This is a genomic window from Paucibacter sp. M5-1 (genome assembly GCF_027498415.2).
Lineage (GTDB): Bacteria > Pseudomonadota > Gammaproteobacteria > Burkholderiales > Burkholderiaceae_C > Roseateles_E.
Genome location: NZ_JAPZLM020000001.1, coordinates 2,254,565 through 2,269,549 on the forward strand (window position 1 = coordinate 2,254,565; position 14,985 = coordinate 2,269,549).

13 protein-coding genes and 1 other RNA gene are annotated in these 14,985 nt (G+C 68.6%); 5 read left to right on the forward strand and 9 right to left on the reverse strand.

Translation table 11 applies throughout. The annotated features are described in order from the left end of the window. Positions 1-65: 65 nt before the first annotated feature. Positions 66-497, reverse strand: coding sequence for an Lrp/AsnC family transcriptional regulator (locus O5M90_RS10510; protein ID WP_137941181.1), 432 nt, complete (start codon positions 495-497; stop codon positions 66-68). A 139-nt stretch (positions 498-636) separates the two neighbouring features. Here O5M90_RS10510 and O5M90_RS10515 point away from each other — a divergent pair, with 139 nt between their 5' ends. Together O5M90_RS10515 and O5M90_RS10520 are read left to right on the forward strand one after the other, a co-directional pair. Further along, positions 637-1,680 carry an ornithine cyclodeaminase gene (locus O5M90_RS10515; protein ID WP_269838613.1) on the forward strand — a complete coding sequence of 348 codons (1,044 nt, stop codon included), beginning with the start codon at positions 637-639 and terminating at the stop codon, positions 1,678-1,680. A 125-nt stretch (positions 1,681-1,805) separates the two neighbouring features. Continuing rightward, positions 1,806-4,118, forward strand: coding sequence for a hybrid sensor histidine kinase/response regulator (locus O5M90_RS10520; protein WP_269838612.1), 2,313 nt, complete (start codon positions 1,806-1,808; stop codon positions 4,116-4,118). A 3-nt stretch (positions 4,119-4,121) separates the two neighbouring features. On the opposite strand, the gene O5M90_RS10525 is transcribed toward O5M90_RS10520, so the two are convergent. Together O5M90_RS10525 and O5M90_RS10530 are read right to left on the reverse strand one after the other, a co-directional pair. After that, positions 4,122-5,099, reverse strand: coding sequence for a carbonic anhydrase (locus O5M90_RS10525; RefSeq protein ID WP_269838611.1), 978 nt, complete (start codon positions 5,097-5,099; stop codon positions 4,122-4,124). A 74-nt stretch (positions 5,100-5,173) separates the two neighbouring features. After that, a complete protein-coding gene (locus O5M90_RS10530; RefSeq protein WP_269838610.1) occupies positions 5,174-6,379 on the reverse strand; it encodes a multidrug effflux MFS transporter in 1,206 nt (401 codons plus the stop codon). 111 nt (positions 6,380-6,490) lie between these two features. Here O5M90_RS10530 and O5M90_RS10535 point away from each other — a divergent pair, with 111 nt between their 5' ends. After that, positions 6,491-7,477, forward strand: coding sequence for a Gfo/Idh/MocA family protein (locus tag O5M90_RS10535; protein WP_269838609.1), 987 nt, complete (start codon positions 6,491-6,493; stop codon positions 7,475-7,477). Between the two features lie 60 nt (positions 7,478-7,537). On the opposite strand, the gene rnpB is transcribed toward O5M90_RS10535, so the two are convergent. Further along, positions 7,538-7,911: RNase P RNA component class A (rnpB, locus tag O5M90_RS10540), an RNA gene on the reverse strand. A 16-nt stretch (positions 7,912-7,927) separates the two neighbouring features. Next, a complete protein-coding gene (locus O5M90_RS10545) occupies positions 7,928-8,818 on the reverse strand; it encodes a DMT family transporter (RefSeq protein WP_269838608.1) in 891 nt (296 codons plus the stop codon). Between the two features lie 86 nt (positions 8,819-8,904). Between O5M90_RS10545 and O5M90_RS10550 the strand changes: the two genes are divergently transcribed. Beyond that, positions 8,905-9,753, forward strand: coding sequence for a LysR substrate-binding domain-containing protein (locus tag O5M90_RS10550; protein WP_269838607.1), 849 nt, complete (start codon positions 8,905-8,907; stop codon positions 9,751-9,753). A 15-nt stretch (positions 9,754-9,768) separates the two neighbouring features. On the opposite strand, the gene O5M90_RS10555 is transcribed toward O5M90_RS10550, so the two are convergent. The 3 genes from O5M90_RS10555 to pyrC all read right to left on the reverse strand — a co-directional run bounded on the left by O5M90_RS10555 (position 9,769) and on the right by pyrC (position 13,191). After that, the gene (locus O5M90_RS10555; RefSeq protein WP_269838606.1) at positions 9,769-10,752 is read right to left on the reverse strand and encodes an FHA domain-containing protein; all 984 of its coding nucleotides are present in this window, start codon (positions 10,750-10,752) and stop codon (positions 9,769-9,771) included. Next, the gene (locus O5M90_RS10560; RefSeq protein ID WP_440402012.1) at positions 10,728-12,083 is read right to left on the reverse strand and encodes a S1 family peptidase; all 1,356 of its coding nucleotides are present in this window, start codon (positions 12,081-12,083) and stop codon (positions 10,728-10,730) included. The genes O5M90_RS10555 and O5M90_RS10560 overlap by 25 nt, the downstream gene beginning before the upstream one ends. Positions 12,084-12,147: 64 nt before the next feature. Continuing rightward, positions 12,148-13,191 (reverse strand): dihydroorotase, encoded by a 1,044-nt coding sequence (gene pyrC, locus O5M90_RS10565; protein WP_269838604.1) that lies wholly within the window; start codon positions 13,189-13,191, stop codon positions 12,148-12,150. A 118-nt stretch (positions 13,192-13,309) separates the two neighbouring features. Here pyrC and O5M90_RS10570 point away from each other — a divergent pair, with 118 nt between their 5' ends. Continuing rightward, entirely contained in the window at positions 13,310-14,176 is an 867-nt protein-coding gene (locus O5M90_RS10570) for a DUF4394 domain-containing protein (RefSeq protein ID WP_269838603.1), read from the forward strand. Positions 14,177-14,239: 63 nt separating this feature from the next. Here O5M90_RS10570 and O5M90_RS10575 read toward each other — a convergent pair whose 3' ends face one another. Beyond that, on the reverse strand, positions 14,240-14,974 hold the full coding sequence (locus tag O5M90_RS10575; RefSeq protein ID WP_137941193.1) for an amino acid ABC transporter ATP-binding protein: 735 nt from the start codon (positions 14,972-14,974) through the stop codon (positions 14,240-14,242). Positions 14,975-14,985 lie beyond the last annotated feature (11 nt).

A 14,985-nucleotide genomic window follows, 5' to 3' on the forward strand; every position in this document is an offset into this window, starting at 1 on the left:
AGGCCAGGCCCCGGAACCAAGGGTAAACACCAGTTAGCGCGTGAACTCGGTCACGCGCCCCGCCTTCAGACCTTGTGCGTGGACAAGAGAATGCTGGTCTCGGTGTGCGCGATGCCCTCGATCAGGCGCACGCCGCTGAGCACCCGGTCGAACTCCTCCAAGGTGTCGGAGCGCAGCTCGGCGACCAGATCCCAGCGCCCATTGGTGCTGTGCAGGGCCGCCACATTGGGATGGCCGCGCAGCTCGCGCAACACCTCGGCCGCGCGGTTGCCCTCGACCGCGATGCTCATCAGCGCGCGAATGCGCTGGGCCTCGGCGGCAGGCCGCAGGCGCACGCTGTAGCCGACGATCACCCCCTCGCGTTCCAGCCGGGCGATGCGGTTCTGCACCGTCGCCCGCGCCACCCGCAGCTGGCGGGCCAGCGCGACGACAGGCAGGCGGGCGTTGTCGCGCAGCAAGGCGATCAATTCGCGGTCGGTGTCATCGATATTGGCCATAACGCCAATTTTATGCTAACACTTTGTCTAGCAAACCGGACAAATTGGTCGCTTTGCCATCTTTTCGTTAGCTGCACTCCTCTTCAGAATTTGCGCAAAGCGGCCAGCAAAAACGCCAGCCCGCGCCCGGAGACTTTCGATGACACGCTTTGTAGACGTACCCGCCCTGACCCAGCTGTTGCAACGACGTGGCGTCGCCGCGCTGATGGCCGAGCTCAGCGAGGCCTTGCGCGAAGACTTTCTGCGCTGGGAGGATTTCGACAAATCGGCCCGCGTGGCCAGCCATTCCGCCCAGGGCGTGATCGAGCTGATGCCGGTGGCCGATGCCCATCGCTATGCCTTCAAATACGTCAACGGTCATCCGGTCAACACCAGCCGCGGCATGTACACGGTGATGGCCTTCGGCGTGCTGGCCGATGTGGCCAGCGGCTATCCGCTGCTGCTGTCCGAGCTGACGCTGACCACGGCGCTGCGCACCGCCGCCACCTCGGCGATGGCCGCCAAGGCGCTGGCCCGGCCCGACTCGCGCCGCATGGCCCTGATCGGCAACGGCGCGCAAAGCGAGTTCCAGGCCCTGGCCTTCCACACCCAGCTGGGCATCAGCGAGATCGTCGCCTACGACATCGACCCGGCCGCCACCGCCAAGCTGGAACGCAATCTGGCCGCCTTCCCGGCGCTGAAGGTCCGCCGGGCGGCCTCGGTGGCCGAGGCGGTGCGCGGCGCCGACATCGTCACGACGGTGACGGCCGACAAGACCCGCGCCACCATCATCAGCCCCGAGATGATCGAGCCCGGCATGCACATCAACGGCGTCGGCGGCGACTGCCCCGGCAAGACCGAGCTGCATGCCGATGTGCTGCGCGCGGCGCGCATCTTCGTCGAGTACGAGCCGCAGACCCGCATCGAAGGCGATATCCAGCAGCTGCCGGCCGACCATCCGGTGGTCGATCTGTGGCGGGTGCTGGCCGGCAGTGCCGAAGGGCGCCAGAGCCGCGAGCAGGTGACGGTATTCGACTCGGTGGGCTTCGCGCTGGAGGACTACACGGCGCTGCGCCTGGTCTACCGCCTGGCCCAGGAGCTCGGCATCGGCCAGGAGGTCGAGCTGGTGCCGCCGGCCGACGATCCCAAGGACCTGTTCCGCCACACCCGGGGCGGGCGCGCCCAGCTCAGGCGCGCCGCCTGAAACGGGGCGTCGGCCGCAGCCGATGTGCAGTTTGTAGCGTTTTGCCGGTCCAGATCCGGCTATCGCGCGCTTGAGCCGGGGTTACAGTCGGACGCATCCCTGCACAGGACGTGTCCGAGGTCATATTGAGCCGCAAAGCTTCCAGCTCGCTGTTTGTCGCCATTGCAACGGGCGCCAGCATCGGCCTGCTGCTGCCGGCGCTGATCATCGGCGGCATCCTGATCGGCCTGCGCGAACCGCAGCAGGCCGAGCAGATCCAGCAGCGCGAGTTGCAGGCCAAGCTCGATGTGCTGGCCTCCAGCCTGCCCGAGCTGCTGTGGAACCTGGATGCGGTGGCCGCCCGCGAAGTGGTGTCGGCCATCATGAAGTCGCCCGAGGTGGTGCGGGTGCGGGTCAGCGATGCCTCGCAAGGCGTGCCCTTCATCGAGATGCGCTTCCCGGAGCGCCAGAAAGGCCAGCTCTACCAGGGCGAGCGCGAGATCTATCGCGGCAGCGCCCGCATCGGCCATATCCAGATCGAGCTGGACGACCATCTGGCCAGCGCCGCGCTGGCGCGCCAGCGCTGGCTCTACGGCGCCACCGTCGGCGGCCAGCTGCTGATCTCGCTGGCCCTGATCCTGGCGCTCTTGAACTCCCGCGTGATGCGGCCGCTGCGCGAGCTCGGAGGCTTCGCCAACGATCTGGCGGCCGGGCGTTTCGCGGCCCGGCTCAAGCGCGAGCGCGATGACGAGATCGGCCGCCTGGGCGGTCATCTGGAACATATGCGCGACGCGCTGCAGCAGCAGTTCGAGTCGCAGCGCGACCTGATCAATAGGCTGCGCGGCATGGCCGAGACCGTGCCGGGCGTGGTCTACCAGCTGCGCCTGCGCGGCAACGGCGAGTTCGCGTTCGCCTATGTCAGCGAGGCGGTCAAGGACTACTTCCGCCTCAGCGCCAACGAGCTGGCCGAGGACGCCAGCGCCTGGTTCGAGCAGCTTCATGCCGAGGACCGCAAGCCGGTGATGGACTCGCTGCTGGCCTCGGCCCGCCACCTGACACCCTGGCAGCAGGAATTCCGCACCCACCACCCCGACGGCAGCGAGCGCTGGCTCTACGGCAATGCGATCGCGCAGCGCGAGGAAGGCCAGGACGGCTCCGGCGTGCTCTGGCACGGCTTCCTGACCGATATCTCGCGCCAGCGCCGCGATGCGCTGGAGCTGGAGCGCTACCGCCATCATCTGGAAGAACTGGTGCAGGCGCGCACCGCCGAGCTGGCCGAGGCCACCCAGGCCGCCCAGGCCGCAAGCTTGGCTAAGAGCGCCTTCCTGGCCAATATGAGCCATGAGATCCGCACGCCGATGAATGCCATCATCGGCCTGACCTATCTGGTGCGGCGCGATGTCGTCGAGCCCGAGCAGCAGGAGCGGCTGCGCAAGGTGGCCGACGCCGCCGAGCATCTGCTCAGCGTCATCAACAATGTGCTGGACTTCTCCAAGATCGAGGCCGGCAAGCTGCAGCTGGACCGCGCCGAGTTCACGGTCGGCCAGGTGATGGACGGCATCTCCAGCATGCTGGCGCAGCGCGCGGCCGAGAAACGGTTGAAGGTCGAGCTTGAGCTCGACCCGGCGCTGGCGGCCCGCCCCTTGCTGGGCGATGCGCAGCGCATCGCCGAGGTGCTGCTGAACTTTGCCGGCAATGCGGTCAAATTCACCGACCAGGGCTTTGTGCGCCTGAGTGCCAAGGTGGCCCAGGAGTCCGGCAACTCGGTGCAGCTGCGCTTCGAGGTGCGCGACAGCGGCATCGGCATCGCCGAGGACGTGCAGCAGCGCCTGTTCCAGGACTTCGAGCAGGCCGACAGCTCGACCACGCGCCGCTACGGCGGCACCGGCCTGGGCCTGGCGATCTGCCGGCGCCTGGCCCGGCTGATGCATGGCGAGGTCGGGGTCGAGAGCGCGCCGGGGGCCGGCAGCCTGTTCTGGTTCACCGTGCTGGTCGAGAAGTTCGAGGGCCGGGCCCGACTGCCGCTGCCGCTGAGCCGCAACCAGGTGGCGCAGGAGCTGCAGAAGTCCTTTGCCGGCACCCGCGTACTGCTGGCCGAGGACAACGCGGTCAATCAGGAGGTCGCGGTGGCCCTGCTGTCCAGCGCCGGTCTGCAGGTCGATGTGGCCGAGGATGGCCAGCAGGCGGTGGACATGGTGGAGCGGCAGGACTATGCACTGGTGCTGATGGATGTGCAGATGCCCGTGATGGACGGGCTGGACGCGACCCGCACGATACGCCGCAGCGCGCGCGGCCGCGATCTGCCCATCCTGGCGATGACGGCCAATGCCTTTGCCGAAGAGCGCCAGCGCTGCCTGGACGCCGGCATGAACGACCATGTGGCCAAGCCGGTGGTGGCCGAGCAGCTGTTCGCCACCTTGCGGCTCTGGCTCAGCAGGCAGGCCACACCGACGAACTGAGGGCTAGCGGCTCTGCTTGATCAGCCGACCCGAGTCCTTCTGCAGCGGGCGGGCATTCATCGGGTAGAGCTTGGCAAAGATCTCGATCTGCTCGCCCGACAGCTGCACCGGCTGGCGCATCACCATCCACAGCACGCTCTCGCTGCAGGGCGGCGTCGTCAGCGAGCCCATATAGGTGTAGTAGCCGCGATCCTCGGGCAGCAGCTGCAGCAGGTCCAGCATGCCCGGCCCCGGCTGTGCCTCATGTTTTTCCAGCGGCAGATTGTTCCAGACGGTCTGCACCACGGCCTGCGCTTGATGGATGGGGCCGCGCTCCAGCAGCACGGCCAGTACCGCCAGCCGGCCCTCGGCGTCCTTGTGCACCAGATGGGCCACCATATCGAACTGGCGGCCATTGATGCGTTCCTCGCTGGGCCGATGGAAATGGAACTGCTGCAGCTCGAAGCGCCGCCCCATCACTTGCAGGAAGTTGCCCGGCGCGATATTGACCTGCACCGTGTGGCCGGTGTCCAGCACCGCGAAGCCGCTGGGCTTGTAGTCGAACTGGATGGGTTCCAGATCGACGCGAATGCCGTCGCGGATGTCGATCGGGCTCTGGCGCGTGCCGATGGCGCAGAGGCGGTACTCGGGCTTGAGCCCGCCCCAATGCTCGGGCGCGCCCTCGCCGCCATAGGCCCAGTGGATCTGCGCGGCCGGCTTGGCCGGCGCGGGTCTGCCGCGTTCATCGACGCGGCTGCGTGCCTTGGGCGGGGCGATAGGCTCGGTCTTTGACGTCAGGCGTTCGGCCAGTCGCTGGCGCAGCACGTCTGCCGACTCATCGCCGGCCGCCGGCTCGACCACGGCCGCTGCCACCGGCGGCTTCGGCGCTTTGCTCGTGCTCATGGCCGCCGGCCGGCCCTGGGCCACGGCGGCCGAGGCGACGAACAGCAGCATCAACAGACAGGCATGGCCGGGCGAAAGCGCCCGTATCGATGACAACATGATTTCTTCCGGCGCCGCCCATGCGGCCCCCTACCCCGTCTTCATCGGCCGAGCGGCGCCGCTCTTGAGCCGCGTCAGTACATCTGCGGCTTGACCTTGATCCAGGCCACCAGGCCTATGCCCATCATGCACATCGAGGCCAGCGCCAGCGCCACGGTCGAGTGCATCACCAGCGGCACGACGACGCCGGCCACCAGGCCATTGGCCGCGCTGCCGATGCAGGCCTGCAGCGAGGAAGCCATGCCGCGCCGGTCCGGCGCCTGGTCCAGCACCATCAGCGTCACGACCGGCACCATCAACGCCCAGCCGAAGGCAAAGACCGCGATCACCGGCAGCGCCCAGAAGGGGCTGGGCTCCAGCAGCAGGTTCAGCGTCACATTCAGCACCGAAACCAGCAGCATGATGACGAAGCCATGGCGAATCTGGTGGCGCGGCTTGATCTTGCCGGCCAGCCGGCCGCTCATCCAGGCCCCGCCCATGATGCCGCCGATCGAGAAGCAGAAGAACCAGAAGAACTGGGTCGGCGCCAGATGCAGGTGCTCGCCCAGAAACACCGGGGCCGCCAGCACATAGAGAAACATGCCGTTGAACGGGATGCCGCTGGCCAGGGCCAGGAGGAGGAAGCGCCGGTTGGTGCACATCTGCCGGTAGCCGCGCATCAGCGAGCCGATGTGGAAGGGCTGCTTCTGATCCTGGTGCAGGGTCTCGGGCAGCAGCCGCCAGTTCGCCACCACCAGGGCCGCGCCGATCAGCACCAGGAACCAGAAGATCGAGTGCCAGTCGGCATGGACAAACAGAAAGCCGCCCACCATCGGCGCGATCGCCGGCGCGATGCCGAAGAAGATCGTCACCTGGGACATCACCCGCTGCGCCTCCGAGGGCGGGAACATGTCGCGGATGATGGCCCGCGAGACCACCACGCCGGCACCGGCGGACATGCCCTGCACGGTGCGCCAGAACACCAGCTGGCCTATCGTGCCGGCCAGCGCACAGCCCAGCGAGGCCAGGGTGAACACCACCATGCCCCACAGCACCACCGGGCGGCGGCCAAAGCTGTCGGACAGCGCGCCATGGAACAGATTCATCACCGCAAAGCCCAGCAGATAGCTGGACAGGGTCTGCTGCATCTCGACCGGCGTCGCATTCAGCGCCTGCGCGATGCCGGAGAAGGCCGGCAGATAGGTGTCGATCGAGAACGGCCCCACCATGCCCAGACAGGCCAGCAGGACGGCAAGAGCCCAGCGCGGTGCGCGCCAAAGGGTGCTGGCATCGGGATTCATCGGGGTTTTGTGCGCTACACGCCCGCTCGGTCGGCAGGTCTGATGGGCAGTGCCGCAGTGTAGCGGCGCCCTCTAAACTCGGCACTCCTGTGGCTATGGCATGACGGAGCAATGACGGAACCCTTGAACATCGGCATCATCGGCCTGGGCGTGATGGGCCAGCGCATGCTGGCCCGTCTGGCCACCCACCAGCGGCTGCGCGCCGCCTGGGTCTGGGATGCCAATCCGGCGGCCGTGGCCCAGACCCTGGCCGCCTACCCGCAGCTACAGGCTGCGGCCAGTGCGGAGCAGCTGATCGCCACACCCGGCCTGCACAGCCTCTATATCGCGACACCGCCCGCTGCGCACATGAGCCTGTCGCATCTGGCCTTCGATGCCGGCCTGGCGGTGTTCTGCGAGAAGCCGCTGACGGTGGACTTCCCCGCCGCACAGGAGGCCATCGCCCGCATCGCCCGCGAGAAGCAGCGCGCTGCGGTGAATTTCTCGCTGGCTTCGGCGCCGGGCCTGGGCGCGCTGCAACTGGCCTTCGGCGCGGCCTCCAGGCTGCCGCTGGGCCCGCTGAGCTCGGTCGAACTCGAGGTGGCCTTCGCCGCCTGGCCGCGTCCCTGGCAGGCCGGTGCCGGCGCCTGGCTGGCCGAGCGCGAGGAAGGCGGCTTCACCCGCGAGGTGCTGTCGCACTTCGTCTTCGTGCTGCAGCGCGTGCTGGGCCATGCCGAGGTGCTGGACAGCCAGGTCGATTACCCCGCCGACGGCCGCAGCGCCGAGACCGCCTTGAACGCCCGGCTCGAAGCGGCCGGCGTACCCATCCGCATCGCCGCCCGGGTGGCCAGCGACGTGCCGGTGCCCGACCACAACCGCATGCTGTGGCGCGCCAGCGAGGGCGAGATCGAGCTGCGCGAGTGGTTCGGCGTGACCCAGCAGCGCCGCAGCGAGGGCTGGCAGCCGCTGGGTTCGTCCGACGCGCTGCGAGCCAGCAGCCAGGCCGACCAGCTGGACCAATGGGTGGCGCTGATCGAGGGCCGCTCGCACAGCCTGCCCGGCTATGCCGAGGCGCTGGCCGTGCAGCAGACCATCGAGGCGCTGCTGACAACCCGCTGAGTCAGTGAGTGACAGAGCCACTCGCTTCGCTCGGGCGGTCTGTCACGCCAATCAAAATAAGAGTGAAGCAAGCCGATAGGCCGGATTCTGTGCAAGACCTGACCCTTGCGGGCTTTGGTCCTGTGACCGCCATTCCTCTGGGCCGGGCATCACTGCCCGGCTCGGTGCCACCTACCCGCCAGCTCAGCGAGCCGCCTCGATACTGGCCTACTTGGTGTTGCTGCGCGTAGAGATTGCCCGTTTCACCCGATCCCATGGGCTGCGCTCATGGTCCCGCAGGGCTTGCACCCCGCACGTTTGATCGACTCGTCTCTGTTGCTCTGATCCTCGGCTCACGCCGGACAGCCGTTAGCTGCTACGCCGCTCTATGCAGTCCGGACCTTCCTCCAGCCCCAGGTTTCCCTGATCGGGCCAGCGGCGGTCTGGCTTGCTTCACGACCGCATTATCGTTCATCGCTTCAGGCTCGTGATCGCGCCCGCCATCATCGCGACGCCCAGCAGCTGCAACGGGCTCAAGGCGCGCCCGTAGACGGCCCAGTCGACCAGCACCGCCGCCGCCGGATAGACGAACTGCAGCAGCGCGATGCGGCCAGCCGGCAGCCGGTTGATGCCGGCATAGAGCAGCACATAGGCGAGGCCCGTGTGTATCAGGCCCAGACCGGCCAGCCAGCCCCAGGCCGCACCCCAGGCCGGCCAGCCCTGCGTCAGCGGCCAGGCCAGCAGCACCACGCTGCCGACCGCGCACTGCCACCAGGACAGTGCGAAGGAGCTGACCCCGCGCACCGATTTCGCGATCAGGGTCACGGCGGCATAGCTGAACGAGCCGCCCAGGCACATCAGCAGGCCCCAGCCATAGGCGGAGTCGATCTCCCGCCATTGGTCCAGCAGGCCGGTGGCCAGCGCCAGCCCCAGCAGCGCGATGAGCACCGCCGCGCCCTGGCGGCGGCTGAAGGGCTCGCGCAGGAACAGCACGCCAAAGGCCATCACCAGCAGCGGCTGCACATGGAAGACCATGGTGGCCACCGCGATCGAGCTGCGCTCGATCGCCGCGAAGAACAGCCCCCAGTTGACCAGCATCAGCAGGCCGGCCGCGACGGCGGCCAACAGGCCGCGCCGCGCCAGCCGCAGCTCGCCCAGACGCCCACTGATCAGCCCCCAGACCAGCAGGGCCAGGCCGCCGAAGGCACAGCGGAACCAGACCGCCGTCAGCGGATCCTGGCCGGCCTCCTCCAGAAACACGCCCAGCGTGCCCAGCAGCAGGCCGCCGGCCAGCATCAGGGCCTGGCCCTGGCGTTCTTCGCGGGAGGCTGTCGGTGCGGGAGCGAGTGTCGATGCAGGCATGCCGCGATGCTCGGCCAGCCGGCAAATCCTGTGAAGCGGATAGTTTTGCTGGCTACCATTCGCTTATCGAATAGCTGGAGCGAGCGATGCGGGATCTGCAACTGGACTGGCTGCGCGCCTTCGTCGCGGTGGTCGATGCCGGCTCGCTATCGGCCGCCGCACCGCTGCTGCACCGCTCGCAATCGGCCGTCAGCATGCAGCTGCAGAAACTGGAAGAGGCCGTCGGCCGGCCGGTGCTGCTGCGTGGCCCGCGTCATCTGGAGCTGACCCCGAGCGGCCAGGAGCTGCTGGGTTTTGCGCGCCGCATGCTGGAGCTGCATGGCGAGGCACTGACCGCGCTGCACGGCCCGCAGCTGGGCGGACGGCTGCGCTTCGGCGTGCCCGACGACTATGCAGCCGGCTATCTGACGCCGCTGCTGCGCAGCTTCGCGAACCGCCATGCCGGGGTCGAGATCGAGCTGGTCTGCGAGCAGTCGACCGCGCTGATCCCGCAGGTGCAGCGCGGCGAGCTCGATCTGGCCCTGGTCTCGCAGGACAAGCCCGGCCGCGGCACCCATCTGTTCGACGAACCCCTGGTCTGGGTCGGGGCCGCGCAGCACGAGGCCTGGCGGCGCGAGCCGCTGCCGGTGGCCGTCTACGAAAGCGGCAGCATGGCGCGCCGCGATGCGCTGGCGGCGTTGAACGCGCAGCGGCGCGGCCACCGCATCGTCTATCACAGCGCCAGCCTGGCGGGCCAGCTTGCGGCGGTCGAGAGCGGGCTGGCGGTGGCCGTGCTGACGCGCTGCAGCGTGCCGCCGGGCCTGCAGATCCTCGGCGACAAACAGGGTCTGCCACCGCTGCCCACGATGGCCGTGGCCCTGCTGCGCAGCCGCGCCTCGCGCACATCGGCGGCGGCCGATGCGATGCAGGAGCTGGCGCTGCGCACGCTTGCCTGACAGGCGGCGCGCGCCTCAGTCCTCGCCGTCTTCGGCCCGCTCCTCGTCGTCCTTCTTGGCCTGGCGGGCCAGCTCGGCCTCCAGCGGGCGCAGCGAATCGATCAGCGCTTCGGGTGGCTTGGGCGCGACCAGGCGCAGCGCCGGCGGCGGCAGCGCGCTCAAGTACGGCGGGCCGAACCAGTGCTGCTGGTCCAGCCGCCTGGCCACCAGCAGGGCCTGCGAGCAGACCAGAAAACCCAACACCCCCCAGGCCAGCGCCCGCCGGCCGCGCGGCCAGACCAGGCTGCCATGCCAGTACACAAGGCCTGCCAGCCCGAGCGGCAGGATCAGCCCTTCCAGCGGCAGCAGCTGGCGCAGCGAGAAGGCATAGGCCAGCAGCGGCAGCAGCGCGCCCACCAGGCTCATCAGCGCCACACCGACCAGGGCCCGCCACAGATGGCTGGCAAAGGGGAAGCGGTGCTGGAACAGCTGGGTCACCAGGGCCCAGAGCGCGGCCCAGCTCAGCAGCAGGCCCAGCGGCATCAGCACCGCGGCGGCATAGTCGATCCACGGCGAGCCCGGGTTCAGCGAGCTCCACTGGTCCAGCCACAGCGCGCCCAGCCACAGCAGCATCAGCCCCGCCAGCCAGCGCAGCGGCGGCGCCCCGGCGGCCAGCAGCAGCGGCTGCTCCGGCGCCAGCGCATCGCTGCTGCGGCGCAGGCGCAGCTGGGTGGCGCCGAGCTGGAATACCGCCCCGGCCCCCAGGGCCACCGACTCGCCGGCCGCCAGCCGCCGCCGGCCAAGCTGGCCGCCATTCAGGCTGGGTAGCAGGGCCAGCTGCGGGCCGGCCTCCTCCAGGCTCAAGCGGGCATGGGTGGCGGCCAGATGGCTGTCGTCCAGCACGATGTCGCAGTCCGGCGAGCGGCCGATCGAGACCGGCCAGGCCTGCAGCTTGTGGGTGGCGCGCACCTGGCCGTCGCGGCCCAGCACCTCGATCACTGCTGCTGCGCGCGCGTCCATCCGAAGCCTCCGAGGTAGTGGGCGCTCAGCTTGAGCGCGTTGTCAAAGCTGATGCCGCGGGCATCGAAACGGCCCAGCGCGCCCTCGGTGGCGCCATCCACCGTGGTCACCAGCACGCTCAGGTCGTGCAGGCCGGCCAGCTTGCGGTAGGCACTCAGGCAGATCACCGCGCGCAGCGGCGGCCCCTCCTTGACGCCCTTCTGGATGAACTCCTCGCGGCAGTGCGGCGCGGTGCGCTGCTTGTTGGAGCGGCCCAGGTTCTCGTTGCGAAAGCTGCCCGAGTACTGCTTGGCAAAGCGCAGCGCGCCGAGCTTGGCGCCGTCGTAGGCCTCGTGCGAGATGTCCAGATAGCCGGTCTGCAGCGCGCCATTGATGAAGACCGCATGCTCCATCCGGCATTGCGAGCGCTGGAAGTCCAGGCCCTTGCTGTCGGCCGGCGTGCCGCGCCCCCAGCAACGCATGAACTGCTCCTGCGGCACCGGCAGCCGGTAGCGCACATGATCGGCGCCGCGCCAGGGCTGGGCGATGAAGCGGCTCACCAGCTCGTCCTGATAGGCCATCAGCTGCTCGCGCAGGCGCGGCCAGGCCGGGCCGGCCAGCGGCTTGGCGGTGCGGCTGCGCTCGAACAGGCGCAGCGCGAACTCGGCCGGCACCAGAAAGCTCATCTGCTGGGCGAAGAACATCGCCGAGACATTGATGCCGACGACCCGGCCCTCCTCGTCCAGCACCGGGCCGCCGCTCATGCCCGAGTTGATGCTGCCCGAGTAGTAGATCAGCGCATCGAAGCTGCGCTCGACCAGGCCGTTGTAGGTGCCCTCGACGACGGCGAAGGCCACGTCGTGCGGGTTGCCCATCGAGTAGATGCGGTCGCCCTTGGACAGCGGCTGATCCAGCGGGCGAAAGCGCAGCGCGCCGGCATTCTTGAGCCCGGCGCCGACCACGCGCAGCAGCGCCAGGTCGCGCCGCACATCGAAGTCCAGCAGCTCCAGCTCGCCCGCCTGGCCCTCGGTGCCGGCATAGCGCAGGCGGTAGCGCTCGGGCTCCAGCGCGGCCTGGCTGATCACATGGTAGTTGGTGATCACATGGCCGTCCTCGCTGACCAGAAAGCCCGAGCCGACCGAGGCCTGGCTGTCCTGGTTCTTCAGCAGGGTGCGGATCTGCAGCAGCTGGCCACGGGCCCGCTCGTAGATGCGCCGGGCGGTGGCCGAGACCGCCGCGGCCGGCGCGCTGGCGGCCGCTGCCGGAGCTGCGGGCACCGGCTGCGGCTGAGCCAGCAGCGGCTGGGCCAAAACCTGCAGCAGCAGTCCGGCCACGATCAAGAGTTTGCGCAAGTCTGTTCCCTCCTCGTTGCGTCGCCGGCCATGCTAGCCGGTTTGCAGCCAGGAGGCCGCGCGGTCAGAGCAGTTTCCAGCCCAGCGACTCGCCGCCGCGCAGCGGCTTGAGCCGCGCCTCGCCGAAGGGCACGCTGTCGGGCAGGCTCCAGTCCTGCTTGAGCAGCGTGACGCGCTCGGTATTGCGCGGCAGGCCGTAGAAGTCGGCGCCATTGAAGCTGGCGAAGGCCTCCAGCTTGTCGAGCGCGCCCATGGCCTCGAAGGCCTCGGCATAGAGCTCCAGCGCGCTCATCGCGGTGAAGCAGCCGGCGCCGCAGACCGAGTTCTCCTTCATCACCGAGGCGTGCGGCGCGCTGTCGGTGCCGAGGAAGAACTTCGTGCTGCCCGAGGTCGCGGCCCGTATCAGGGCCAGGCGGTGCTCCTCGCGCTTGAGCACCGGCAGGCAGTAGTAGTGCGGGCGCAGGCCGCCGGTGAAGATGGCATTGCGGTTGTAGAGCAGGTGCTGGGGCGTCAGGGTCGCAGCCGTGTAGGCATCGGCGCTGTGCACATACTGTGCGGCCTCCTTGGTCGTGATGTGCTCGAACACCACCTTCAGCTCGGGCATGTCGGCCCGCAGCGGCGTCATCACGCGGTCGATGAAGACGGCCTCGCGGTCGAACACATCGATGTCCGGGTCGGTCACCTCGCCGTGCACCAGCAGCAGGAGGCCCTCGCGCTGCATCGCCTCCAGCGTCTTGTAGGTCTTCTTGATGTCGGTGACACCGGCATCGCTATTGGTCGTGGCGCCGGCCGGGTAGAGCTTGAGCGCGACCACGCCGGCGTCCTTGGCGCGCTTGATCTCGTCGACCGGGGTCAGGTCGGTCAGGTACAGCGTCATCAGCGGCTCGAACTTCAGGCCCTCGGGCACGGCCGCGAGGATGCGCTGGCGGTAGGCCTGGGCCTGGGCGGCCGTCGTGATCGGCGGGCGCAGATTGGGCATCACGATGGCGCGGGCGAACTGGCGCGCGGTGTGCGGCACGACGCTCTGCATCGCGGCCTCGTCGCGCAGGTGCACATGCCAGTCGTCGGGGCGAATCAGGCTCAGCTGGGTAGTGGTGGCGGTACTCATGGGCCGGCATTGTCGCACCCGTGGCCCGGTGGAATTCCCGCATGAAGCCCCCGCTATTCCCTGGACAGCGGCGCCGGCGCTCACCAACAATCGATGACCCTCACAGCACGGAGAAGCCATGTCCCGTCACGCCCTGTCCCTGATCGCCGCCGCCCTGCTGGCCGCCTGCGCCAGCACCGAAACCATCGGGCCGCCGGCCAAGGAGATGATTTATGCGGTGACCGCGAGCAACAAGCTGATCCAGTTCAACGCCGGCCAGCCGCAGAAGATCCTCAGCAGCAAGGCGCTGAGCGGCCTGGCCGCCGAGGAGCGGCTGCTGGGCATTGACTACCGGGTCGCCAAGGGCCAGCTGTTCGCGCTGGGCGACAGCGGCCAGCTCTACCGCATCAACACCGCCGACGGCAGCGCCAGCCGCATCGGCACGCCGGTGGCCCTGCCGCGCGAGGGGGCCACCGAATGGGGCTTCGACTTCAACCCGACGGTGGACCGCATCCGCGTCGTCAACGACGCCGGCTTCAATCTGCGCCTGCACCCGGACACCGGGGCGGTGGTCGACGGCAATGCGGACCAGCCGGGCCTGCAGTTCGACGGCCGGCTGGCCTATGACGCCGCCGACGCGAACGCCGGCAAGGCGGGCGCCCTGGTCGCGGCCGGCTACACCTACAACAAGGACAACGAGAAGATCACGACCAACTACGCGCTGGACGGCAAGCTGGGCACGCTGGTGCACCAGGGCACGAAGGAAGGCGTGACGCCGATGGTGTCACCCAATAGTGGCCGGCTCTACACGGTCGGCTCGCTGGGCCTGGGCACCTTCGAGCGGGCGACGCTGGACATCTCGGATGTATCCAACGCCGCCTACTCGGCCGTCACGCGCGGCAAGCTGTCGAGCTGGTACCGGGTCGATCTGGTCAGCGGCCGCGCGACGCTGATCGGTACGGTGGCCGGCGGCGAGGCGGTGGTGGGGGCTGCGATCGAGCCGTAAACACCTAGTCAGTTGGGGACAGAGCTACTCGCTTCGCTCGGGCGGTCTGTCCCGCAATGCCTATCAATGCTGCAGGATCTTCGCCAGGAAGTCCTTGGCGCGCGGTGAGCGCTCCTCGGGCTTGCCGAAGAAATCGTCCTTGCTGCAGTCCTCGACGATCTTGCCGGCGTCCATGAAGATCACGCGATCGCTGACCTTCTTGGCGAAACCCATCTCATGGGTCACGCACATCATCGTCATGCCCTCGTTGGCCAGCTGCACCATCACGTCCAGCACCTCGCCGACCATCTCGGGGTCCAGCGCCGAGGTCGGCTCGTCGAACAGCATCACGATAGGGTCCATCGACAGCGCGCGCGCGATCGCGACCCGCTGTTGCTGACCGCCCGACAGCTGGCCGGGGTGCTTGTCCTTCTGGGCGATCAGGCCCACGCGGTCCAGCATCTTCAGGCCGCGGGCCTTGGCGTCGTCGAGGCTGCGGCCCAGCACCTTGATCTGCGCAATGGTGAGGTTCTCGGTGATCGAGAGGTGCGGAAACAGCTCGAAATTCTGAAACACCATGCCGACCCGGGCACGCAGCTTGGGCAGGTCGGTCTTGGGGTCGGAGATCGAGATGCCGTCGACGACGATGTCGCCCTTCTGGATAGGCTCCAGCGCGTTGACGGTCTTGATCAGCGTGGACTTGCCCGAGCCCGAGGGGCCGCAGACCACGACCACATCGCCCTTCTTGATCGTCGTGCTGCAGTCGGTCAGCACCTGGAAGGGGCCGTACCACTTGGAGATGTTCTTGATATCAATCATGGCCAAAGCTT

Coding starts and splice junctions, on each gene's coding strand:
- O5M90_RS10515 (WP_269838613.1), top strand. CDS start 637: ATGACACGCTTTGTAGACGTACCCGCCCTGACCCAGCTGTTGCAACGA.
- O5M90_RS10510 (WP_137941181.1), bottom strand. CDS start 497: ATGGCCAATATCGATGACACCGACCGCGAATTGATCGCCTTGCTGCGC.
- O5M90_RS10575 (WP_137941193.1), bottom strand. CDS start 14,974: ATGATTGATATCAAGAACATCTCCAAGTGGTACGGCCCCTTCCAGGTG.
- O5M90_RS10555 (WP_269838606.1), bottom strand. CDS start 10,752: ATGGACGCGCGCGCAGCAGCAGTGATCGAGGTGCTGGGCCGCGACGGC.
- O5M90_RS10525 (WP_269838611.1), bottom strand. CDS start 5,099: ATGTTGTCATCGATACGGGCGCTTTCGCCCGGCCATGCCTGTCTGTTG.
- pyrC (WP_269838604.1), bottom strand. CDS start 13,191: ATGAGTACCGCCACCACTACCCAGCTGAGCCTGATTCGCCCCGACGAC.
- O5M90_RS10535 (WP_269838609.1), top strand. CDS start 6,491: ATGACGGAACCCTTGAACATCGGCATCATCGGCCTGGGCGTGATGGGC.
- O5M90_RS10530 (WP_269838610.1), bottom strand. CDS start 6,379: ATGAATCCCGATGCCAGCACCCTTTGGCGCGCACCGCGCTGGGCTCTT.
- O5M90_RS10550 (WP_269838607.1), top strand. CDS start 8,905: ATGCGGGATCTGCAACTGGACTGGCTGCGCGCCTTCGTCGCGGTGGTC.
- O5M90_RS10545 (WP_269838608.1), bottom strand. CDS start 8,818: ATGCCTGCATCGACACTCGCTCCCGCACCGACAGCCTCCCGCGAAGAA.
- O5M90_RS10570 (WP_269838603.1), top strand. CDS start 13,310: ATGTCCCGTCACGCCCTGTCCCTGATCGCCGCCGCCCTGCTGGCCGCC.